Here is a 23,000-nt window from a genome sequence, read left to right as displayed (position 1 = left end):
ATTCCTGGAATCTGCAGCGCGATTTGTTGGGTTCTCATCGCTGAGTTCGCTTGTCTCAGAGTCTATTCGCCCAATGGCCGTTTCCGAATTGTTGGCGAGATTCCGTGTCGGTGTGTCGACGTCGGTCAGGTTCGGGCTGTCCTCGGCGTTCCTGCGCAGCGCGTCCTGCCGGTGGTCGCCGCCAGCGCCCGAACCTGCCGAGCCGATAGCCCAGCTCCTCGGCACACCCACCGACGATCTCAGGAATGTCCTCCTCACAACATCAACCATCGACGAACAATATTGCACGAGAAGGGAATACGGCGAGATGGTTCACAGAAGAGAATTCAGTGTGTATATAGCCGAAGCCGTCGACCAGCAGAGCCTGGATCGCTTGCGGTCGACGCTTGGCCTGACCCGCTCCGGTCGCCTCACCGACGACTGGGATTACAACTTCGGAGAACGTGCGCTCAAGGGTTCGGGCATCGAGACAACCTGGTTGACCCTGTGGCGCGCCGACGAGGCCCCCTGGTATCTGGCGGTGTCCCAACCCGAGGACGAGCCACCATCGGAGCCCGAACTGGCGGCATGGCGGCGGGAAGTCATCGAGGGCATCCACAAGGCGGGGCTGACGCTTCATCAGCGGAGTCGATAACCGTCTTTCACCACAAGAGGATCCGGCCGACCACGACGGATTCCGCCGATGCGAACCCCAGGTCGGTGGTCTTCGTGGAAGTTACCGGGGTGCGGGCATTCCACCGCGGCGACCGCGCAGTTTCCCGCGGGGATGGTGGGAGGGGGTGTGGTGGCTGCACCGTCGGGGTCGTCGCGGGCAGCGAAGGCCTGTATTTGCCAACAGTTTTGACTCCTGGGCCGGCCAAGGAAGTTGTGTCCGGGTGGTGGCGCCGCGGTGATGGCTGGTGCGCTGAACCGGGAGAGGTGCCGTGCCGATCGGGGTGGCTGTCGTGAGACCGGTGAGCGTGTTGGCGATGCTCGTGCTGGTGTGCGTTGTAGCGACGAGCCTGGTCGTGCTGACGATGCTCGACGACGGGCAAACCAGCTGCGCGCCGCCGTCTCCCGCTGGGGTGGGCGGTGCGACGAAGGTGCGGCCGATGAAGTCCGGAACCTACGTTCTTGCTTCGGGATTCGGACCTCGCGGGGGTGGGGAGTTCCATCAGGGCTTGGACTGGGCGGCGCCGGCGGGAACACCGATCTACGCCGCCGCCGATGGCGTGGTGGTGGCCGCGGGGCCGGCGACCGGGTTCGGGGCGTGGATCGTGATCGACTCCAATATCGGCGGCGAGCCGATGTCCACGGTGTACGGGCACATGTTCGACACCGCCAGCGACATCCTGGTCCGCGTCAACGACCGCGTGCACGCCGGTCAGCAAATCGCAGTGGTCGGATACAACGGCAACACCGATCCCCCGGGCCCGGACGGAGCACACCTGCACTTCGAAACCTGGACCGGCGGAGGGCGGCTGTCCGGCGGCACACCGATCGACCCCCAGACCTGGCTGGCTGACGCCGCAGAACCCGGCGGCACCACGCCCCCTGCCCCCGACCCCAGCACCGACGCGACAAAGAATCCGGACGTCGCGGTGGCTGTAGCTGGCCCCGAGACCACCCTGGCGCCGGTACCGGCGGGCAGGGGTTCGGAAGCCAACCTTCAAATCGACGCGATCCGGGTGATGCGTACCCTCGCCTACCGGTTCCCTGAGATCACCACCTTCGGTGGCTGGCGCGAATACGACAGCTTGCCCGACCATCCCTCCGGCCGGGCGGTGGACGTGATGATCCCCGACTACACCAGTGGTGCGGGAAAAGCGTTGGGAGACAGTGTCAGCGACTTCGTGCTCGCCAACGCCGACGCCCTGCACGTGGACTACATCATTTGGCGGCAGGTGTACCGCCCGGCCCACGGCGAGCCACAACAGATGACGAACGCAGGCTGGGGCGACACCGCCAACCACATGGACCACGTTCACATCACCACCGCTGGCGGGGGCTACCCCGACGGCTCACCGATCACCGGCACAGCGAACTCACCAGGCACTACTTCAACCAGCGGCGGATGCCCGAGCACGCCGGTCGACGACGACCTCGCGCCCGGCGTGGTTCCCCCCGAATACGAACCCTGGTACCGCAAAGCGGGATCGCTGTGCCCGCAGATCCCCGCGTCGATGCTGGCCGCGCAGGGCAAACAGGAATCCGGGTTCAACCCGCGTGCGGGCAGCGAAGCCGGTGCCCAGGGCATCGCACAGTTCCTACCCGGCACCGCGGCCGCTATCGATCCCGACGACGGCCAACCCTATGTCATCGACGCCGACGGCGACGGTGAGGCCAGTGTGTGGGATCCACCAGACGCGATCATCGGCCAGGGCCGCTACATGTGCGCCATCGCCAAACACGTCGACACCTGGATCGCTGAGGACAAGGTCCATGCTCCCGCCGGGGCCGCCGAGCTGTATCTGGCCGCCTACAACGCCGGCGAAGGCGCGGTCCTGTCCTCCGGAGGATTCCCTTCCGGCGCCAGCGACTACCAAGTCCAGACGCGACCGTATGTCGACAACATCCTGGCCATGACACCCCAATTCGCGAAAACGCTGAGCTGACCACCAACCAAGGAACCGACTTGCCCTCAACCACGACCCGACGAATCACCGATTACGCGGTAGTCCCGCCACCGCGACGAGCCCCGACCGATTCCGCCGCGACCACACAACACACGTCGACCTACGGCGGCGCTCTCCGGCGACGCACCTGCCCGGCCGGTCCCAGCGCCGACGACGCCCGCGAGCGAGCCAGGCGTCGGGAAACAGCAGCATCCCGAGACCTGAATCGACCGAAAACCATTGTCTTGGAGATTGATTCGATCCTATCGGCAACCAGGCGGCCATACAGCCGACTGCGCGCACCGATATGGGGGTCGGATCTACTCACGGACTGCGATGGTGAACCACGATGACCAGCACAAGGACCCGGCTCGGCGTCGTCGGAATTGTTCTCGCAGTGCTGATCGCGGCGGCCGCGTTGATCGACCGGCACCGCAACGAGGCCACCGACCGACATCCCCTGATCGGCGATGCCGAACTACACGTGCACGGCCCGGTCCCCGATGACGCCGATCCGCAGACCGTGGTCGCGCAGGCCCTGACAGCCATCTTCGGGTGGCGGCCGGTGTCGGACACATCCGCCGGTGCGGCGCTCACACGAGCACGACCCTGGCTGACCGATCAACTCGCCCGCGACGCCGACAGCCCACCCGCGACCGGCATCCGGGAGCTGCCGCAGTGGTCTGGCTGGCGCGCTTCTCGTGACGTGATCGTCGCCGCGACCCACATCGAGCAGGCAGCACCACCAACCGACCAACAGTGCAACGTCACCGCGACCATCACCCAAACCGTCGTGCATTTCGACGGCAGCACAACGGTATTCCGCCTGCTGCGTGCCGTGGCCGTGGTCCGGCGGACCGAGAACGGATGGCGGTTGGCGTCCTACCGCATCGTCACATGAAAGTGACTGTGCCCTACCGAGATTCAGTCCACAAACATGGCAAGCGCACAGGAACATCGTGCGATTGCCGGTTCAGGGGAGAAGGAGAACCGCGATGACCAGCGATCTATCCGGGCGCCGTGTGGCGATGACGGGGAACCCGCATCCAGGACTGGAGCCGTCGACCTTGGGGCGGTACCTGCTGCAGATCCGTGAGCTGAAGGGATTGTCGCGGGAAAAAGCGTGCGCGCAGATACCACTGAGCGCCGCCTATCTCGGACAGATCGAGTCCGGCGTTCGGGTGCCGAGGCCAGAGGCACTTAAGCTCCTCGCGATCGGGTACGAACTGTCCTCGGCACAGTTCAAACACCTGCGCGAGCTACGTGAACCATCTGTCGACCTGGTGGGCCACGAACAGATGCGGGCCCGTCTACGTGCGACTCCTGGCGTGCTGGAGCGACTCGACGACCTCGCCCGAGCACACATGTTGGCAGGGTATTTCGACCCGTTGTGGCATGTGCTGGTGGCGAATCACTGGTTGTACGAGGTATTTCCGGATCTCGATCGAGCAGGCAACCTGGTGGTGTGGCATTTCCTGCCCGTCGCGAAGGACATCCTGCTCGAGTGGGAGCGCGAAGCGCATGTGATGGTACAGATGCTCAAAGCCGCTGTGGGCCACCACCGGAAATCATCTCTTTCGCGGCAGTTGTTGACACGGCTGGGCCGCAGCGACGATTTCTACAGATTGTGGACGACCAGCACCGAGATCTCTTACGGCCGCCACTCCACCGAGCATCTGCATCTGCGCCCAGGTGTGAACCAACTGAGCTCGATCAGTATCGAAACCAGCACCGTCGATGACGTCAACACCTACTACCGCATGTTCCTGGGCATGCGGAAACCCGCGAGCGCAACGGATTTCGGACCACGATAGACCCGGCAGCTTGTCTGCCAGAGCATCGGATTGGACGAGATACTCGTCCTGGCATCACACATGCAAGATGAGTGCGCAGTACCCGTGACACCGGTCCACGATTTGGCACACGAGGCAGGAAGACTGATACACCACATCAATCCTGGCACGTTCGGGCTCGCCGCGGGCGCGCGGGAACTCCACTGTATGGCCGGGATGGGGGCAAGGACGGCCAGCCAGGCTCGTCCAGGATGCTCGATATCTTCCGGGCATTGAGCGCTGACGATGCGGAATCGCGCGATCTTACTGCCAAGCTTGTCTCTGACCTTGCCCAGCTCGGAAAGCAGATGGGTGGGCTTGCTCGCTGACCCGGTCGGCCAGTCGGGATGGGGTAATCGAATCCAGCGATTCAAGGCCAGCAGGCCGGCGAAGGCGATCGCGGCCAACACTGACCGGATCTCAATGATTGTGTCAAGCAGCGGTTGCTGGGATCGGGGGCGCGTCTGGTTGCCAGAGGCGGTTGTCGCGCAGCAAGGCCCAAACGACGTCAACGAGGCGGCGGGCCAGCGCGATCATCGCCTTGGTGTGGCGTTGTCGCTCGGTTCTCTTGCGGCGGTAGAACTGTCGTGACGGGCCGTCGGTCTTCAAGCTGGCGAACGCGGCCATGTAGAAGACGTGCCGCAGCCTGCGGTGATATCGCAGTGGCCGGTGGAGGACCCCGCTGCGGCGACCAGAGTCGTTGGGCACCGGTGCGAGCCCGGCGTAGGTGGCCAAGCGCGCGGCGCTGCCGAATGCAGCCAGCTCCCCGGCGGTGATCGCCAGGAATTCTGCACCGAGGATCGGCCCCATGCCGGGCATGCTCTCAAGGATTTTCGCCTGCGGGTGGGTGCGGAACTTGGTGATGACCTGCTTGTCGAGGTCCTTGATCTGCCGGTCGAGGTCCAACAGGCGTCGGGCCTGCTCGGCGATCAGGCCCGCGGCCGTCGCTTCGCCGGGCAGGGTAATCGTCTGTGTGTCCGCGGCCGCCAGAGCTTTGGTGACGATGCCGCGGATTGACGGCCGGTGCCCGCCGGCGTTGCGCAGGTGTTCGGTGAGTACGCCGGTACCAGCGGTGCGAATCGCCTCGGGTGTGCAGTAAGCACTGACCAGGATCAACGGCGAACGGGTCGAGTAGTCGAAAGCCCGTTCCAATGCTGGAAATACCCGCGACAACAGGTCCCGCAGGCGGTTGACTCCGCGCACCCAGTCGGCCATCAGATCCGTGCGATGACCGGTCAGCAGGCCCAGTTCCACGACCAGCTCGCTTGGGGTGGACAAGGTGGTGAGGTCCCTGCGCAATCTGGCGGTTTCAGCGATCACCTGGGCGTCGCGGGCGTCAGTCTTGCCTTCACCGGCGAACGCGCCGCTCATTCGGTTGACGATCGTGCCGGGCACGAACAGCACCTGCTGGTCGGCAGCGACCAGGACCGCCAGCAGCAGCGTCGCGTGGGCCGAGGTCAGATCCACCGCCCAGCGAACCTGCCGGGCGGTTTCGGATGCCGTCGCGATCGACTGTTCGATGACTGCTTGATCGTTGCGGATCTGCTTGGACCACAACACGATTCCGCAGGCATCCACCGCAACCGCGTGGTGATGAAATTTGCCGACATCAATGCCGATCCAAGCCGTGTCGACCGCTTCCGCCATACGTTTACCCAGTCTCCCATGAATGCGGTTGCGCCCATGGACAACCCCGCTGGCATACCCCTAAAAAGCGACCGGTTCGCCACGTGTCTCAATCAGCAGCCGGAGCGTCCGCAGCGGCGGGGTGACCATCCGGTCAGAGCAACCCAACTACCAGTCCCCGATCAGTCACGCCCCGCCGCTTTCGGGCATCCGAACGATCTTCGCCCGGACGACTACAAACTTAGGGGTCCCCGATAAGGCGACCACCTGATTCATTAGGAACAGGCCAACACGGCATCGCAGTTGCCGCGCGAATCAAACCTCAGTGGGCTCAGTCCTGACCGATTCCGCGAATCGTGTGTGCGCTAGCAGTGCAGCGGATTCAGGAGTCTTCTGCAGCCCCTGAACTGGTGCAGCAAGAAGTCGCCGATCGAGGTGGCTCAGCAGATGAGCAATACAGTCACCTGTCTGGAACGAAAGAGGAGGCTGCGCCGATGTCAACCTCAGCGCAGCCAAAGGGGCAAGACAAGTGCGGAGAGGAGGTGCTGATTGAGGGGCCTGGTGGATGTCGGCATCAACTGGCAGCAGGCGGAGCGGCGAGATTTCGAGTGGGTGTTTGAGCAACTCATGCTGCGCAAACACCGTCGTGCAACCTCGGTCTCGGTGATTCGGATCCCGGACGACCGCGGCGGCGACAAGGGCATCGACATCCTGGTCGACTACCCGGACCGGCGACTGGTGTACCAGCTGAAGTTCTACACCGACGGACTGTCGAGCAACGACAGAAGCCGCAAGAACCAGATCAAACGGTCTTTCGACAAGGCGATGCAACTCGACCCGCGACCAGACGAATGGATCCTCGTCATACCTTGCAAATACAAGGACTCCATCGTCGATTACGTGAAGAGCGACCTGGTCGCGAAAGTCGACGGAGTCCCGCCTGCCTTCTCGATGATCGATCAGCCGGAGCTGGATTTCCTGCTGCTGGCCCAACCAGACCTTCTGGACCGGATGTCGCGCGATGATCACTTCACCAAACTGGTCCAACTCCACCGCGCGGAGCGATCGGTGTTGGCCGGAGGCATCACCGACCTGGCCGACCGCCTGCGCGGACTCAACAGAGTGGTTGCTGAACTCGATGATCACTGGACACTCGCCTACGCTTCCGACGGCAAAACCATCGCCTTCACACCGATCGCGAAACACTCGCACGCCGCCGAGCGCAGCCCACTCGGCGTCCAGTTCGGTATCGATCTCGCCACCGCGGACGAGGATTTCGTCAACAACCTCCACCGGGTGGTCGGATTCGGGGCATCCGGAGAGGTCGTGGTGCCCGGTAACATCATCACCAACCTGAAGTGGACCGGACCAGAACTTCTGGATCCGACAAAAGGCCCGCTCACTGCTGTACGGATCGGTGAATCCGCACCGGTCGGTTCGCTAAACGGCAAGCCATGTCGGTTGTCGCTGTTCGACGCGGACGGGGCCGCGTCTGCCTCTGAGGAAGGACCGATTACACGCGTGGCGCAGGGGACAGCCGGGTACACAATCGCGGCCACATTCCATCACAGCCTTCATCTTGAGCTCTGCGCACCGATCGTGGCGGGTGAGGCCGGCGAGGCGACCATGTCACTCACCTTGGAAGGACGCGAGCCTCGGGAAATCTGGCGTAGCATTGAGCTTCGGCGCGCAATCCGCAACGCCACCACGGCACAGATCCATATCGACGGAAACTTCCTTTCTACCGCCGCACTGGGATCCATCGCGCCGGATGAATATGGAACCGAATTGGCTGATCTGGCTGAGGCTGCACATGATCTCGACCTGGTCCAGGACCGGACCGGGACTATCTTCGCGATGCCCGACGAGATCGACAGGATCCAACGGATCTGGCTGCGCGTTCTGCGCATCATCCTCGACGGGGGCATCGCCCCGCTACCGCGCCGCGCAGTGCAGGGCTACACCCACCCCGGGGCCACACTCCCCGAGGACGAGGACGAGGACGAGGACGGCGAGCTGCGTGCGTCTGTGGTCAACTACCCTGCCGGAGTCATTGAGCTGTTCGGCCGCCCGCTACGCCTTGGCGGACCGTTGCGTTACTACCACCCCTCGACCTTCACCGAAGTTCTCGATAGAGAAACCGACGACTCAGGCTCTCGGCCGTTCCGGATGACCAGCAGCGATGGGACAGTCTTCGTTGCCTACATCGCCGGTCGCGTGACAACAACGACAACCGTCACCCCTTGGTCGATTCGGGGTATCACCGAACCGAATACGCCTGTACTGCCCAGCGCCGCCGGTTGATCTTCCCAGCCACGCACCGACCGCCGTCGCCGAGGTGAGCTGGCCGACTTAGCCGCCGATCGCAATCAAATCTCGGTCATATCGGCGGTCAGGTGTCTCTCGGGGTCCTACTCGCGCCCCTCCCTTCCCTTTTGAACGAGCGGCTGGTTCCGGGCCGGGTAAAGCCAGTGGTCGTACTCGACCCGCAAATCCGTTTGTGCGGCGAGCGCCGAGCGCGGACGATGGCCCGGTGATCTTCGATTGGTGTCGGCACTGTGGTGAGGACAAGGAGATGACGGAGGAGCACCTCCCTCCGTGGGCGACAGGAAATGACTCTGAGGTCACTCTCGTCACGGAATGGGAGGATCCCGCGCGCGCTGTGCTGCACCGTTTCCGGGAGGGGCACGCGTTGCCGTCGCTCTGCGGCCCGTGTAACACCGGCGCGAGCAATCGGGGTCTGCCTCAGGCGTACACCGCCTGGAACCGCGATGTTATCGCCTGGATCCAGCGAGCGGTCCATGAGATCTGCGAGCACCTCGGCGGTGAGCCAGGGGACATTTGGAGCGTTCACCACACCAATGGGCGAGCGAAGGAACTCCGCATCGACCACGGCAAGGGCGTGGACCTCGATGGGATGAACAATCTCCACCCTGGCCGGATCGTACGACATGTGCTCGGGATGGTGCTGGCGGTCCAACGCACCGACGCTCTGCTGAAACAGCACCCGCAGTTGGCTGCGGCGTACTTCTCGGAGGATTCGTCGTCGATCGCGCCTTTCAGCTTGCACGTCGCGCTGGCGGACGCGGGCATCAGCTACCTGAACTCCGGTGCGATGCTGGCGACGATTCCACTCACAGCCGACGAGGCTGCCGCCATGGCCGACTCTTCTCCAGGGATCCACTTCTGGATGATCAGTTTTCCCCCCTTCCTCATCTGCCTGACAGAAGGGGGGAAGTCGCCGATCACCGCCACCCGCATCGACCATTGGTTCGAACAGCCGACCAACAAGACATTCCCTAAGTCGATGCGAAAGACGGCTTACCCGATCGCGCTGCACAGCGAGCCCGTAGTGAGGCACCTGTACGCCGACCTCTACGAGGAGACGGAGCCACCGATAGTGCGCACGAGGAAACCCCGCAGCCCGTAGCCGCCGAGCTCATGGAACAGCGGATTGCAGTTTCGCTATACCAGCGCACTACGACCGGTTCCGCCTGCCTTGGCAGGTCCAGGGCCGGTCATCGTAGTGCGCGCTCGCAAACCCGGTGTGCGCGCAGCGGATCGATCTATCGTTCGCACTATCCTTATGGCGTCCTGCCCCTAGAATGAGGCTCTGTCCTTCGATACCCGATAGGGGAAACAGTGGACCCGTTGACAATTGGGTCGGCCGCCGCGATTCTGCTCGCCGCGAAGTTCGGCGAAGGCTTGGCGCAGACCGCCGGTACGAGCACATGGGGTGCGATCGTTCGGCTGCGTGAGCTGATTGCGAGCAAGTTCCGCGATGACACCGAGGCTCAACAGGCGGTGGCGACCTTGGCAACGAACCCCAGCGACGGCAACACTGCCGACGTGGCGACACGGATCGATCGTGCGGCAAGTACCGACCCGCAGTTTCGGACGGACCTGCAGCAGTTGGTCACGCTCGCCCGCGCTGATCGGACTGTGGAAACCATTGTCTCGCAAGCGTTCGACAGCGCAAAGCAGGTCAATATCCATGGTGACCATCATGGCCCGATAACGCTCTGACTCGGGCGCGACAACGGCGCGAGACAGTGATCCGAGGTCCGAATGGCTCACCGATGCGTGGTTGAGGGTGCGGCTTGCCGTGCAGTAGCGGCCGTGCTCGCGGCGGCCGGCATCATCGCGGATGAGTTGCGGGCGTGAGCGAGCCAGGGTTTCGCGCGAGAGCCGAGGGAATTGCGCGGCAGGTCAATATCGGAGGTGACCACACCGGTGACATCAACCTGCCCACGGTCGTCTATCACGGACTTCGCCCTGTAGCGCTCGTCGTGGCGATGGCTCTGGCGGTCTCAGCGATCGCCGGGGGCGCGTGGTTTGCCCTGTCCGGCAAGGGATCAGACGAAACACACGAGGACGTGCGTGCCAGCGTGTCAGATCAGCCATCGAAGACCGGATGGTTTCCGGACCGGCAAACGCATACCGAGGGCCATCTTCCGGAGTATCCGGTTTTGAACTCGGTGATCGACAATCCTGATTACGGTGACGAGCGCAACTTCATGCGGATCCGGGACACCACATCCGGGGGCAGGTGGACCGATTCCATCGAACTTGTTCGCGGCCACGAATACGAGGTGGCTGTGTTCTTCCGAAACGACGGCGCACGAAGCACCGACTTCGCCTACGCACGAGCCGACTTCCCTCGGGATCTCCTTGAAAGCTCCGACGACACAGGCTATCGGATGTACAGCTACGTGGGGGCATCCAATGCTAAGCCGTCGCGTGTGCAGGACTACGTCGAATTGAAGAACCGGACGGGCGGCACGATGGGGATGCGCCTCAAGCCAGGCAGCGCCCGCTTGCAGACGAGCGGAAAGGCTGACGGCGTGTTGATCGATGTCGACGACTTTTTCGGTCCAGAGGGTGTTCGGCTCGGCCAGGACTCTCTCGACGGAAAGCTTTCCGGTTCGGGCCGAGTCCTCTATACCGTCGTTGCCGACCAGCCCGCCTTCGAGGTCGAGAACATGGCGCGCATCGACGGCAACAAGGAGTGGAGGTACGAGGTAACGGCGAATAGTGGCGACATCATCGAAGTAGAACTCAGCTACGACAACACCGGGACTGTCGCGCAGAACGATGTGGTGTGGAAGATAAAATTGCCCTCCGGTATGAAGCTGATACCAAACTCAACGAGCGTCAAGAATGGCAATAACCCTGACGGCCTAAAGCTCGTGAGCAACGAGATCACCGGCATAGGAGTCAATATCGGAAACTACGATCCGAATGCCAATGCGTTGCTGTTCTTCAAAGTTCAGGTGGAGGGCCTACCTTGCACCGCACTCACCAGTATCGCGACGTTGGATACGGACAACGGCTCCAAGTCGGCAGAGGCTACGGTTCGAATCGCCGGGCAGCAGTGCTAGCTTCCAGCACGCCGCTGTCGCCGCAGCACGCCAATCGTCTGTGCGTCCAATCCATCGATTCACCACAATCTGTAGGTGCCGCGATCCTGAATTATGGACACTGCGATCCCGACACGCGGATGGGCAGATCGGCTCTACGGGATCCGTTGAGTGTCTCGACTGCAGCTAGATGAGTGAGCTGCGAACACGGCGGTGCCAGTATCTGCGCCTCGAACTCGAGATACGCTGCCCCACCGCTGGCATAGTCTCCGATGTCGATATCACTGACATCGGAAACAGTGATGCCGTCGGGGTTGTTGCCATTGATTAACACAGCGGTCCCGGGGATGTACCGCATACCCTCCGGAAGTTGATTCTTCAACCTAACGTTCCGTTGTTCCATTGACCCGATATCCTGATAGCGTAACAAGATCTCGACAATCGTCCCTTGACCGACAACGATTCCGGATCTCCATTCGCCGGATCCCTTCGCCCTGCCTTGGGATTCGAAACTGAATGCGGGGAAGTCGGCTATCACGGTAAAGCTTACCCTGCCGTGACTACCGGCTTTCACTGTCCCGTCGAGGCCGCTGGTGCCGATCAGAACCCCGTCAATGGAGTCATCGCTGAGCAGAGAATACTTACTCACGCTCACTTCCTCTCTCAGATCATCGGTCTCCATTCGTGGCTCTCGCTTGATCCGAAGTGCTATGTCGTTCTGATTCGGATTCGAGAAGCTGATCGTGTCCCACACTTCCGCTGGTCCGGCGTTGGACGCCGAAATATGCGTCCGCCAGACCAGGCGTTCACTCGCGTCGGAGCGAGCGACACTGGGGCCGTCCACCAGCATGCGAGAGTACTTGGCATCTCTATCGGTCGAATCATTGCGGAAGAAGATGGAAACCTCGTATTCCGCCCCCTGCTCGAGGGCGACTTGATCCAACCAGTCCTTACTCCCCACCTTCCTAGCTCGCATGAAGTTGCGCTCATCGCCATAGGCGGGATTGTCTTCGATCGAGTTGAAAACAACAGTCTCAGGCCGTGTGTCGTTGCGGAAAGCCAGTCTGGTGGGCCCCCAGGAGTCCTGGGATCCTCCCGGTCCCTGCACCACCGCCAGCTGCCTGGCATGCTCTCGCTTCTCGGTATTCGAAACAACCCAGGCAAGTGACAGGGTCAGCACGCAGACGATGGCAGCGCATCCGCCCAGAACCACACGCCGCGACAGCCGAAGGCCATGATAGTGCGATGTCGAGGTATCAATTGGCCCATGGTGATCGCCATGGATATTGACCTGATGCGAGCGGCCGGATGCGCTCGGGTGGAAGTCTCCCATGAAGCAATCCCGATCGTCGAAGCGACTGAACCATCGTACGAGTATGTGGGTCGGGACACCCGCAGATCAGGAGCGTCGACAGATCGAGATGGCGTTATCGGGATTGCCCGGCAACAGATCCCAACTCGGTGTGCTCGCCCGTGCTGCCCGGCGTGCATTCCGAAGGTGGTTTCTCCCAGCTGAGCGCGATTCGCCCATAGGGCGCCGCGGTGGTCGTCATTCGCCCGAACTTCCGTGCTGATCGGTGACACCATCTACGTGTGACCGACCCACGCGCACGAAGGATTCGAGATCCCCACTGGCAAATTGGGCGGCTGGGGCGTGGATACAACTCTTCCGGGCAAGCTCGTCGGCGCGGTCTTCGATGGATGCCTTTCGTGTCAGGAGGCGTTGTTGACGCTGCTTGCCGAGGGCACGCCCACCACGGCACAGCTCGTTGAACTGGCCTGCGTCGCCGTTCGCGAATCCTGAAAGCGCATCCGCAACCAGCGGGTTCGCTGACCGCACGGACGCAGCGGCCGACCGAAACGAGGACGACGACTGCTGACACGTACACAGGCAGCGCCCGGAGCGGTCATGCCCGGGCGCTGCCGACGTCGGCAGCGACGCTCGGCGCAGGTGGCATCGGTTCGACTGAAGGCATCGCCGGACGATCGCACCGATTCTGCGGCGTGACCACCGTGGTCGCGTTTGGCGGCGGCCCAGCCGAGATGATGCGGCGGTGTTTTGATCTCGATCCCGTCGCGGCTGGGCAGCAGCAGACGATGGGTGCTTCCGGTCGGGCGGACCGGGAGCTCGCCCTGTTGACAGGTCTATCGGAAGATCGACGGGTGAAGGCTCAACTATGGTGTTGCCGAAAACAGCCGCCATGCCAGCGATTTGCTGAGGCGGGGCCGGGAATGAAACACTCGCATCACGTCCAGAAAGCATCCCGAACGAGTCAATCACGACAGCATCGAGCTGTGGAAACCGAAGAGGTGCAACCGATGATCGGCCAGGCTCAACCGAGCCGGTGTCGTTGACGTGATCGAGAACTGGCGCGCGTACTGGCATGCGCGCTGCATTCATGCAAACCGCATTAATGCAGCTACTGGAACGGGCTAAGCGACACCGGCTGTGATGGGAGTGGGCGGTCGCACAGAAATCCGATCCGCGGCCGCCTCCCTTCGTGGGGAACACGTTTCGCCAACACCAGTCCCCTGCGGCGTGTTCCCTCGAAGGGCCACCACAGCCAGGAAATGAAGCCGACCATGCGCCACAGCACCTGTGCAGACCCGGAATTGGCCTCGTGGAGAAATGCTGATTTCGGAATCCTCGGTGGCGGGCGGCGGCGATGAATGCGGAAGTCGATGCCGTAGCCGGGTCGCCAGCGATGCTCGCGCGAGCAGTCCAAACCGGTGCGTCGGTGATGAACTTGTGGATGAATTTGAGCCGCGAGACCCGCTCGGCTGTGGAAAGCCAGCTCCGCATCGCCAATGACAAAGCGGAGACGGACGCGAGGCTCAACAGCATCGCCCAACGCGACGAGCGAGAAACCGAAAAGCACCAACTGGACATGCAGGCCACCCGCCGAAGCATGGAGCGCGGTGACGAGGATATCGCGCGACGGAACCTGCTCGACGCGAACAAGGATGCACGCAGCTGGTCCGAACACGTCGCGCGGATGGACAACAACCAGGCGCGCAAAGCCCTCATAGAGTTGGAGGCGCGGATCAAGGTGGCGGATTATCGGCGGCGAACGAGCTACGCCGCCGCTGAAGACGTACGCGGGGCCGTGCAGCACGAAGCCCGGATGGCCAACTTCGCGGCGTCGAAGGAGGTTATCGAGGACGAAGGCCGCATCAACAGGGCCGACTTCGACCGCCGTGCCAGCGACAGCGCCGCCGAGCAGACACGTCGCGACGCTTTGAACGCCGCCAGGATCGCAGCCGTCAAAGAGCAGGCCGCGGGGGAAGCGGAGCTGCTGCGGGAGAAGGTCGGGGAGGTCCACGACCGCCGCGAATTCCGGCGCAGGGCACAGGGTTTGAGCGAAGACCTGGCTCAGCAGGCGGAGGCCGATGACAGCGTGATGCAGGCAGCTGCCCGATTCGGAGCCGCTGTCGGTTCGGCCGACTTGAGCGAGGAGAACCGTGAAGCGGCCACTCAGTGGTTTGCGCGACTGCGGGAAGACGCCAATGTCGATCCCGATGCCTTCGTCGAGGAAGCGCTGCGCGCGGATGAGGTACCAGCGCCCGATATGGCGACTGAAGGAACCGTCGAGGCCATGACCGCCGACGCGACTCTCCGCACGATCGAACACCACCTCGACAGCGAAGCCGCGCCAGCAAAGGTGACACAGCCTGACAGCGGGGAACAGATCGGGGAAGCGATCAACGCGGCCGTAGGGGATGTCGAGGCAGCTACGCAGTCGAAAAACATAGTTGATCAGGTCGCGCCCAGTGCTACAGCGAGCGCAGCGCGCGCGGCCAGCGTCGGACCCGATGTATCGGAGTGAGGTGCTGATGATCGCGACAACTGCTGTGCTGCAATCGAATCCGGCACCAGTAGCGCAGACGAAAGACAGTGGCGTGTGGACGGTTCCGCGTCGACCGGCGCACCCTGCTCCGCCGCGGCGGACAGTCGAGGCACGAATGAATCGTGGTGCGTGGCGGGGTGATGTTGGGGTACCGGATTGGGCACCTCGAGACGTCGGCCTCGCACGCGACCGCGGCGGCCGGTGCATGAATGGCGCTGGGACCGGCCAGTGATCACCCCACAGCCACACCCCAGTTCTGGTGGCACGGTTCTGATTGTCGTCCCGCAGGCCGGTGCATCCTCGACGCGTGAGGCCGCGCGGGTAGTGCAGCGGGCCGCGACGGTGTTGCGAGACGACGGACGCGCTGTCTTCGAAGCGGATCTGGCCGGGGAGCCTGTCGCAGCGGCGGACGGGTCCTACCGAGTGCACGTTCCCGACCGATCCGACGTGCAGCGCATCCGCCAGCTGCTCACCGAACAAGCAGCGATGACGATCGTCGGCGAAGAGACCGCGAGCCATTCTCGGACGGACGAGGCAGCGACTGAATCGGGGAACGGACAACAGCCCTCGCACGATGTGCCGCAGGTGCCCGCCGGCGCGGGAGTACCCGGCTTGTTGGCCGTCCGGTCCGGGCCTGTGCAGCGGATGGCGCATCTGCTGGTCAAGATCGCGTTCCACCGCGCCAAAGACGAACAGGTCGAATGGGAATGGCGCAGGCCACCCGATCCAGGGACACTGCAGATGGACGGTGCCTTCGAGGATTCGATCGCTGCCGCCCGAGCCGCGGCCGAGGAGCGGCTGCGGCGCCTGAACTACGACGGCTCGCAACCGGAACTGGCAGCAGCGCTGACCGACGCGCTGGTGTGGCGCGACAGTTCGCCGGGCGCGGCTGAGGCGCTGGCCAATCTGATCGAATTCTATCGAACTGAACACGGGCTGATCATCGACCTGGCAACCGGAAACGTCGGGGTGGACCCGGACATCGACCCGGGGTGGCAGGAGTTCAGCGAGGTACGTGTAGCCGACCTCAAACGGGCGGTGAGCGCGAGGAAGTCGGTCAACAGCGTGATCGAATCGGCGGGGATGCTGCCGCACGAACTCGCAGCGGTGAAGGCGGCGTTGACGCACTGGCTGATGTCGTTCTCCGCTTCCGCTGATGACACCGAGCGCGAACGTCTCAAAGGGCTGCGTGAGGAGGTTATTTCGGCGTTTCCGGTTCGCCCCGAACTGGCCGCGGCCAGGAGCACAGTCGAATTCACGCTCGCCTACTTCTCCGGGTGGCGGTCCGAGGAGTTCGACTTGCGGGACTCGCCTGTCCTGGTTGATCCCGGGGAAGAGGTGAAAGGGCGCGCTGCGAGCCTGCGCGCCGAAGCCGGTGTCGCGTCGATGCGACCTCAGGCGCTGGCACAGTTGGCGTTGCTGTCACCGTCCGATCAGCGTTTGGTCGCCGAGGCATCGGATTCGCCATGGTCGGACTATGTGAATCGGGATGTGTTGCAGCGGATGCTGGGTGAGCATTGGGCAACGATGATGACCGCGCACGGCTATGCCGACCAATGGGCGCACGAGCCTGGGCGACCGATCGACGAGCCGGTCGAGGCGGTGGTGACACAGATGGCTCAGCAGCGCCGGGCCATCCTTGCGATGGTGCGCGATGGCCGAGGCCTTGAGCCGATGGAGCGTGAGCTGATCCGCTGTCTGGTCGACGAGGCCGAGATAGGCGAGATCAACATGCCAGCACTGGTGTTGGTCGATGAACGCTCCAAGAAGTTCGCCGACCTGCGACAGCGGTCTCGGGCGGAGATCCAGACTGTGCAAACGAGTGAGCAGCGGATCATCGGACTGCTCGAAGATGCCGGAGTCGGCATCGGGGACCTGTCGAATACCGCTGTCGAACCGGTGCGCAGTGCGTTGGAATCAACAACGATCAGTATTGGTGGACTGGCCCGAGGCTTTGCCCGCGACAGCTTCGCCGCCCACCTCGACTGCCACTCATACGCGGACGAGCTCGATGAGCAACTGTTGCGGGCCGGTGTCAGCGACGATATCCGCTTCCAGGTAGGCGAAGCGTTGAGCGAGTCGATCGCGGCAGCCTACACACACGCGGTCGTGACTGACGAGCGCAGCCGCTGGTTCGACGCACGGATGAGAACAGTTGCCGCAGAACGTGATCGCGCCGCCATCCCGGATCAGCCTGCGATGGCGGCCAACGCCACCGCGGCCGGTGTCGATGACACCACCGCGGCGTTAATCGATGCGGTATTGCCCCCAGCACCCGCTCGCGAATGGACCGCGGAACAGACCTCGCCGGGGTCAGGATCACGGCCGGGCACCGACGTCGACACAGGTCCAGATCGGTGAACACGCCCGTCGGTGCATCCAGCGCGACACCGAAACCAGCTGGTCTGCAACACGATACGAGGTTGAGCAGTGAATGAACCGACCGTTGCATCCACACCCGGGTCTGGCAGAGCCCTCGTAGTAGCCAGGAGCGTGGCCGCTGCTCCCGCCGCGTGCCATGGCAAGCGAACCTTGCCCGAGATCGCGGCGGCATCGGGTGTTCAGCGGTGACCGGCCGCCACACCGTTGGTGAGCCGGCGGTGCCGTCGCTGCGGCCCGGCCCGCGTCCGGTAGGGCGACGCCAGCAGATGGCGTACCTGCTGGTGTGGGCGGCGTTGCACCGTGCCTCGCTGCTGGCCGCCGACAACAATCCCCGCGATCGGGTGGGCGACGCAGAAAACGAAGCTGCTCAGGCGCGACAACTGGTGACCAGCCCAGCCCCGAGAGAGCACGCCGCGGCACTGGGACATACGGTCGCGCGGCACGCAATTGTCCAGCGCGAGTATGTGAACGCGCTGACGGCCATCGGCCGACACCATGTCGACCTCGGCTCAGTCGTCGATGGCGTAGGGGCCGCCGAACTAGCGGCCGCACGGTCGCGCCAGCACGACTTCGAGCGCACGCGCGCGGCGGTCGCGACGTTCGTCGAGCACTATCGCAGCGAATACGGCCTGCTCATCGATGTCGACTCCGCAGTGATCGGTATCGACCCGAGCTTCGACGCGGAAGCCGACCAACACCGGCGCGAAGGTGCCACGCAGTGGAACCGGGAGCGCGCGGCGATAGCGGCCGCCTGCAGCATCCTCGACAGGATCGAACTCACCGATACCGACAAGGCGCTTGCACGGGCGCAGCTGGTGATCCCTCGCTCACGCACCGAACGCGATCAGATCTGGGCCGACCTCGCCGACTTAGGGATAGCCGAGCATCACTGCACGACAGTGCTTTTCGTCATGGACTACCTGTGTGGCCGGACAGCCGATGTCGATCTGATCGGTGAAACACCAGTTCTGCTCGATCCGGGCGAGGAGATCAAAGGCGCGATCCGCGATACCCTGCACACGGGAGCCGATCCCCGGTACTGGGATATCGGCGTCGCACCCGAGGACGCCTTGTCCGGCATTGCATTCGAAGACACGTTGTCGCTTTTGGTCGCGCCTGATCAGCACCGTGTCCGGGCTGGTCGGGACGCGATCCTGAGCGGCGCAGGCGATTCCGTGCCGCTGTGGCCGGAGTATGTCAATCGCGATGCGCTCGACCAACAGCTGCGGATCTACAGCGCATGGGTCGAGATCGCTCACGGCTACGCCAAACGGGTGCTGGACCGTCCCGATGAGCTGGCCGAGGATGCTCGTGCAGTCCAGGGGTTGCATGACCTCCTCGACGGTCTGGGCGCCCAACGCGCAACGCTTCGCGCGCATCTACAGGATGGTTTCGGGCTGCTGCCCATCGAGGCTCAGCACATCGAGCACACCCTCGACGAGCTCGACTTGGGCGACACGGTGCTGCCCGAGATGCTGCTGGTCGGTGAGCTGCACAAGCGCGATCGGGATCTGCACCGATACGCTCACCTGCCCATCGAACTCGCCAGCACCGCGCGTGGGCAGATGATCGCCGTCCTCGAAGACGCCGGAGTGCCGATCTTCGCCCACGACGCCGACCACGAGCCGCCACCCTGGGACGACTCAGTGCCCGTGCACACCATCAGCAGCCACATCGAACAACTCGCCCGCGGCGCCAGCAACGGCGGCCACCACAGCGAGCAGGAATTCGAGTACGCACTCGGCAAGCTCGTCTCGACCCTGGAAACAGCCGGTGGTGACACCACTGTGTGCGCGGCGTTGGGAGCGATGGTCCGAGGATACGTTCGGTCGGCACAGTTCCACGGTGCCGAGATGCAGGAACGCCGAGTCGATTGGCACAGCCACATTACCGAGATCGTGCGCACTCGTGACCTCGGGACGCTGGCAGGCAGCGACGCTGACCCGAACCATGCCCGCGATATCAGCGCGGCCGACACCGTCGGCGCGGACCGCGGTGGCGACTTCATTGCCGCGGCACTACCCGAGAGCATCGATCGCAGCCCGATGACCGAATCATCCCTGCGCCCGTATTCACACCTGCCTGCCCTCGGTGCCGGATCTGAGGCGGGACCTGGGTAGGGCGCAGTATGCCGCGCGCGAGGGAGCCGAACGATCAGGCAGGCGACCGGTGAATTCGGTCGACTCGCCACCATCAGTGGCGCTGCCGGAGTCGGCAGGGCTGCGGCCGGTGAGCCCGGGAATGCGGGCGGGCACGACGGACAAGAAGTTCATGAAGGAATCGATATGCACTGCAACACAACAGATTTCGCGAGATCCGATTCCGCTGCACGCAGATCCACGGTGGTCACCACCCGGTGGCGACCGGGGCGCGCCGCGGCCGATATCGCCCGAGGCTGCGATAGTCGAGTGATCATCGGGATCCGCGGGGTTGGCGGAACCGAGCCTGGATCAGGTGTTCGGCGATGAGCGACGCCGATCGCGCCGATCAGATGGCCCCCAAACTGGTAGGGACACCGGAAGGCGCCCATCAGCAACTCGCCTTCCTGTTCGTGTGGGCGGCACTGTACCGGGCCTACGACGATATCCAATCGCTCACGGCCACAAACGGTTTCACCGACGATGACCGAGAGGAATTCGAGTTCGTGCTCCGCGCACGCGGGTTGTCCGGACCGCCTCAGGAAGTGTCGGCGGCCCTGCGCGAGGTCGCGGTGTGGCGTGAACACTCAGAGCAGGCCCGAGCCGCGGCGAGCGCTCTTGTCGAGCACTACCGACGCGAGTACGGACTGCGCATCGACATCGATACCGGCGTGATCGCCGTGGATCGGAACATCGATGGCTTCGGCGAACAGCAGTGGCGCACAGGAGCTTTGGAGTTCAAGCGCGAACGCCTCGCCTTAGCGGCCGCGCGTCATTGCCTCAACGCGGAAGTAGCCGGGCAGGACCTGTCGGCGGCACAACAAGCACTGCGGGTGCCCCGCTCACCCAGGGAACGTAACCAGATCCGCAGCGCGTTGTCCGCGCTCGGGGTGAGCGACAGCGACTCCACAACAGCGCTTTTCGTTATCGACTACCTGTGTGGCCGTACCGAGTCCCTGGATCTGTATGGGGATACTCCGGTGCTCGTCGATCCCGGCGAAGAGCACGAAGCGGCCCACCATGCGGCGGTGCAGGACGCGATCGCCTACCTCGAAGCCAACGCGGCCTACACCCGTCTCGGCCGAAATGGGGTGCGCCAGGTCGATGTCGATGGGCTGATCGCGGCGACATTCGACCATCGCGATTCCCGTGCTGGGGCTGACGCAGGCCAGGGGGATCCTGATCTGCACACCCATGTTGTGGTGGCCAACCGGTTTCATCGCGCCGCGGTCTTGGACGGAGCAACCGGTTCCGAGCCCATCTGGCCGAACTACATCAGCCGCCGCGAACTGCGGGCAAGGCTGAGGGGATATCGAGGACACGTCCGTGAGGCACACCGGACAGCGCAGCGATTGATCGACAGTTCCAAGTCGATGAAACCTGAGCTGTGGGACTTACGCGAAGACATCTGTGGCCTCGTCGACCGACTACGCAGCAGCCGCGCGGAGATCGATGATCAGCTCGAGCGTGGGCACGGGTTGCTGCGTATCGAGCAGATCCACATCGACAACATCCTCGACAAGATTGATCTTGGTGAAGTGGCGGCGCTGCCGGAGCTTCTGTTTGTCGGGGAGCTGCACAAACGCGACTGCGACAGCGACCGCCGTATCAGTGAGCCGTCGGCCGTGGCCACTGGATTGGGCCATCGGATGGTCGGTGCTCTCTACGATGCCGGCGTCACCGAATACCAGTACGACACCGGTTACGAGCCGCGATCACCGCATTCCCAGGCTGTTCGAGATATCGAGGATTACGTCCTGGTACTCGCCGCCGGAGAGATCGACCTCCATGACCGGCGGTTGCACTACACCGACGCACTTGCCCTGCTCGACAGCAGCCTCGACGACGCCGGAGCGTCAGCAACCGCGCGGGCGCAGTTCCGGGTCATGGTCGAGGAATCGGTCCAATCAGCGGCCGTCCACGGCGCCGGAGAACAAGAGCGTGGGGCGGCATGGCGATCACGGATATCGCAGACCACAGCGGCGCGAGACCGCGGTGAGTTCACATTCACTGATCCGCATGCGAGTTTCCCCCGCCGCCAGAAGAACGTAATCGCCGCTGAGCCAGACACCGGCCGTGGGCACGACATCATCGCCGCTCTACCGCCTGGCGTGGACCGAACACTGACCACCGACCACGCGGGGGGAGGTCCGGACCGATCACCGAACGCTGATCGCGGAATATCCGCAGGGCCATAGACAGGCCGAAAACCGCTGATACCCACATCTTCTCGTCGGACACAGACGAGCGGCGACGAACGCAGGGGACACCGCATCCGGCCGCCGTGAAACACCCTTTCCATCACGTGCGGCCTCGACATGTGAGGTCGACGAACCATGACGGATCCCCATCCCGCCGCCAACCACCCGCAAGCCCAACGCCTATCCAGCACGCCTGCTCCTGATCCGACGATGGCAGGGCAGAACCTCCCGACCCGAAACGCGCTGATCCCACCGAACATCCAGACCGCGCCGGTCGGATTCGACTACACGCTCAACGCCATCGAGGATGCCTCCCTCGCCGGATATGCGCGCGACATCCAGAATCTCGAAGCCCAGCACACCCATCTGGCCGAGCAAGCCGAGCGCGAAGGGTTCGACCCCGCCCACATCCGGCAGCTCGAGCGGTTGAATGCCGCGCTCAGTGCCGCGACCCGCGACGCCGCCCGCGGTGGGCTGGACCAAACAGATATCGACGCCTCCTACCGTGCTGGACGCGATGGTGTGTTCTGGCACGAACGGCCCGGTGCCCGCTATCTCGGACGCATCGAGCAACTGAGTACCGAGTTGGCAGCGGCACGGGCCGAGGCGGCCCAAGTCACAACCGAGCGGGACCGCCTCGAGACAGACCTCGTCGCGGCCACCAACGCCAAAACCGAACTCGAACGACAAGTCGCCCGGATGCAGGGCGAGGTGCTGGACAAATGGATGACTCGCGACATCGTTGATTTCGCACGCAATCCTTACCCCTCGGCCGCCGTGGGACCCGAAGCTGCTGTCACCCAGCCCGATATCCCCGTTGTCGTCGCCGAGGGCGGCGAACCAGCCGCCGGGCAGGTGATCGGCGAAGCGATCGGCGCCGTCATCCCGGACGGTACGAGCACGGACTGGTCACCGTCCGGCGCGACTGTAGCGCCGTCACAGCAGGCGGCGGGACCGAGCGCAGGACCAGTCGCATGAGCCCGCGGCATGCGCGCCCGACCGGCAGCTGGCGAACGACG

16 protein-coding genes are annotated in these 23,000 nt (G+C 63.7%); 14 read left to right on the top strand and 2 right to left on the bottom strand.

Going from position 1 to position 23,000, the window contains the following annotated elements; genetic code table 11:
• The first annotated feature begins 73 nt into the window (after positions 1-73).
• The 4 genes from ACQP2D_RS27475 (at position 74) to ACQP2D_RS27460 (ending at position 4,408) form a co-directional block, all read left to right on the top strand.
• A complete protein-coding gene (locus tag ACQP2D_RS27475) occupies positions 74-634 on the top strand; it encodes a hypothetical protein (protein WP_433678808.1) in 561 nt (186 codons plus the stop codon).
• A 310-nt stretch (positions 635-944) separates the two neighbouring features.
• The gene (locus ACQP2D_RS27470; protein WP_433678807.1) at positions 945-2,594 is read left to right on the top strand and encodes a peptidoglycan DD-metalloendopeptidase family protein; all 1,650 of its coding nucleotides are present in this window, start codon (positions 945-947) and stop codon (positions 2,592-2,594) included.
• Positions 2,595-2,943: 349 nt separating this feature from the next.
• Positions 2,944-3,495: a hypothetical protein gene (locus tag ACQP2D_RS27465; protein WP_433678806.1), complete on the top strand. Its 552-nt coding sequence runs from the start codon at positions 2,944-2,946 to the stop codon at positions 3,493-3,495.
• 94 nt (positions 3,496-3,589) lie between these two features.
• Positions 3,590-4,408 (top strand): helix-turn-helix domain-containing protein, encoded by an 819-nt coding sequence (locus tag ACQP2D_RS27460; protein WP_433678805.1) that lies wholly within the window; start codon positions 3,590-3,592, stop codon positions 4,406-4,408.
• Between the two features lie 450 nt (positions 4,409-4,858).
• On the opposite strand, the gene ACQP2D_RS27455 is transcribed toward ACQP2D_RS27460, so the two are convergent.
• The gene (locus ACQP2D_RS27455) at positions 4,859-6,073 is read right to left on the bottom strand and encodes an IS110 family transposase (protein ID WP_433678804.1); all 1,215 of its coding nucleotides are present in this window, start codon (positions 6,071-6,073) and stop codon (positions 4,859-4,861) included.
• 540 nt (positions 6,074-6,613) lie between these two features.
• Between ACQP2D_RS27455 and ACQP2D_RS27450 the strand changes: the two genes are divergently transcribed.
• The 4 genes from ACQP2D_RS27450 (at position 6,614) to ACQP2D_RS27435 (ending at position 11,433) form a co-directional block, all read left to right on the top strand.
• Positions 6,614-8,356, top strand: coding sequence for a hypothetical protein (locus ACQP2D_RS27450; protein ID WP_433678803.1), 1,743 nt, complete (start codon positions 6,614-6,616; stop codon positions 8,354-8,356).
• A gap of 229 nt (positions 8,357-8,585) precedes the next feature.
• The gene (locus ACQP2D_RS27445) at positions 8,586-9,482 is read left to right on the top strand and encodes a hypothetical protein (protein ID WP_433678801.1); all 897 of its coding nucleotides are present in this window, start codon (positions 8,586-8,588) and stop codon (positions 9,480-9,482) included.
• Positions 9,483-9,757: 275 nt separating this feature from the next.
• Entirely contained in the window at positions 9,758-10,078 is a 321-nt protein-coding gene (locus ACQP2D_RS27440) for a hypothetical protein (RefSeq protein ID WP_433678799.1), read from the top strand.
• Positions 10,079-10,212: 134 nt separating this feature from the next.
• Positions 10,213-11,433, top strand: coding sequence for a hypothetical protein (locus tag ACQP2D_RS27435; protein WP_433678798.1), 1,221 nt, complete (start codon positions 10,213-10,215; stop codon positions 11,431-11,433).
• Positions 11,434-11,524: 91 nt separating this feature from the next.
• On the opposite strand, the gene ACQP2D_RS27430 is transcribed toward ACQP2D_RS27435, so the two are convergent.
• Entirely contained in the window at positions 11,525-12,745 is a 1,221-nt protein-coding gene (locus ACQP2D_RS27430) for a hypothetical protein (protein WP_433678797.1), read from the bottom strand.
• 321 nt (positions 12,746-13,066) lie between these two features.
• On the opposite strand from ACQP2D_RS27430, the gene ACQP2D_RS27425 reads away from it, so the two are divergent.
• The 6 genes from ACQP2D_RS27425 (at position 13,067) to ACQP2D_RS27400 (ending at position 22,959) form a co-directional block, all read left to right on the top strand.
• A complete protein-coding gene (locus tag ACQP2D_RS27425) occupies positions 13,067-13,216 on the top strand; it encodes a hypothetical protein (protein WP_433678796.1) in 150 nt (49 codons plus the stop codon).
• A gap of 862 nt (positions 13,217-14,078) precedes the next feature.
• Positions 14,079-15,239 carry a hypothetical protein gene (locus ACQP2D_RS27420; protein ID WP_433678795.1) on the top strand — a complete coding sequence of 387 codons (1,161 nt, stop codon included), beginning with the start codon at positions 14,079-14,081 and terminating at the stop codon, positions 15,237-15,239.
• Positions 15,240-15,488: 249 nt separating this feature from the next.
• Positions 15,489-17,621 carry a hypothetical protein gene (locus tag ACQP2D_RS27415; RefSeq protein ID WP_433678794.1) on the top strand — a complete coding sequence of 711 codons (2,133 nt, stop codon included), beginning with the start codon at positions 15,489-15,491 and terminating at the stop codon, positions 17,619-17,621.
• 206 nt (positions 17,622-17,827) lie between these two features.
• Entirely contained in the window at positions 17,828-19,762 is a 1,935-nt protein-coding gene (locus tag ACQP2D_RS27410) for a hypothetical protein (protein ID WP_433678793.1), read from the top strand.
• A gap of 344 nt (positions 19,763-20,106) precedes the next feature.
• Positions 20,107-21,978, top strand: coding sequence for a relaxase domain-containing protein (locus ACQP2D_RS27405; RefSeq protein ID WP_433678792.1), 1,872 nt, complete (start codon positions 20,107-20,109; stop codon positions 21,976-21,978).
• 138 nt (positions 21,979-22,116) lie between these two features.
• Entirely contained in the window at positions 22,117-22,959 is an 843-nt protein-coding gene (locus ACQP2D_RS27400) for a hypothetical protein (RefSeq protein WP_433678791.1), read from the top strand.
• Positions 22,960-23,000: the final 41 nt, after the last annotated feature.

Source organism: Nocardia sp. CA-119907, assembly GCF_050955995.1.
GTDB lineage: Bacteria > Actinomycetota > Actinomycetes > Mycobacteriales > Mycobacteriaceae > Nocardia.
The sequence above is the reverse complement of the archived record's forward strand: the minus strand, read 5'-3'. Positions and strand labels throughout refer to the sequence as shown.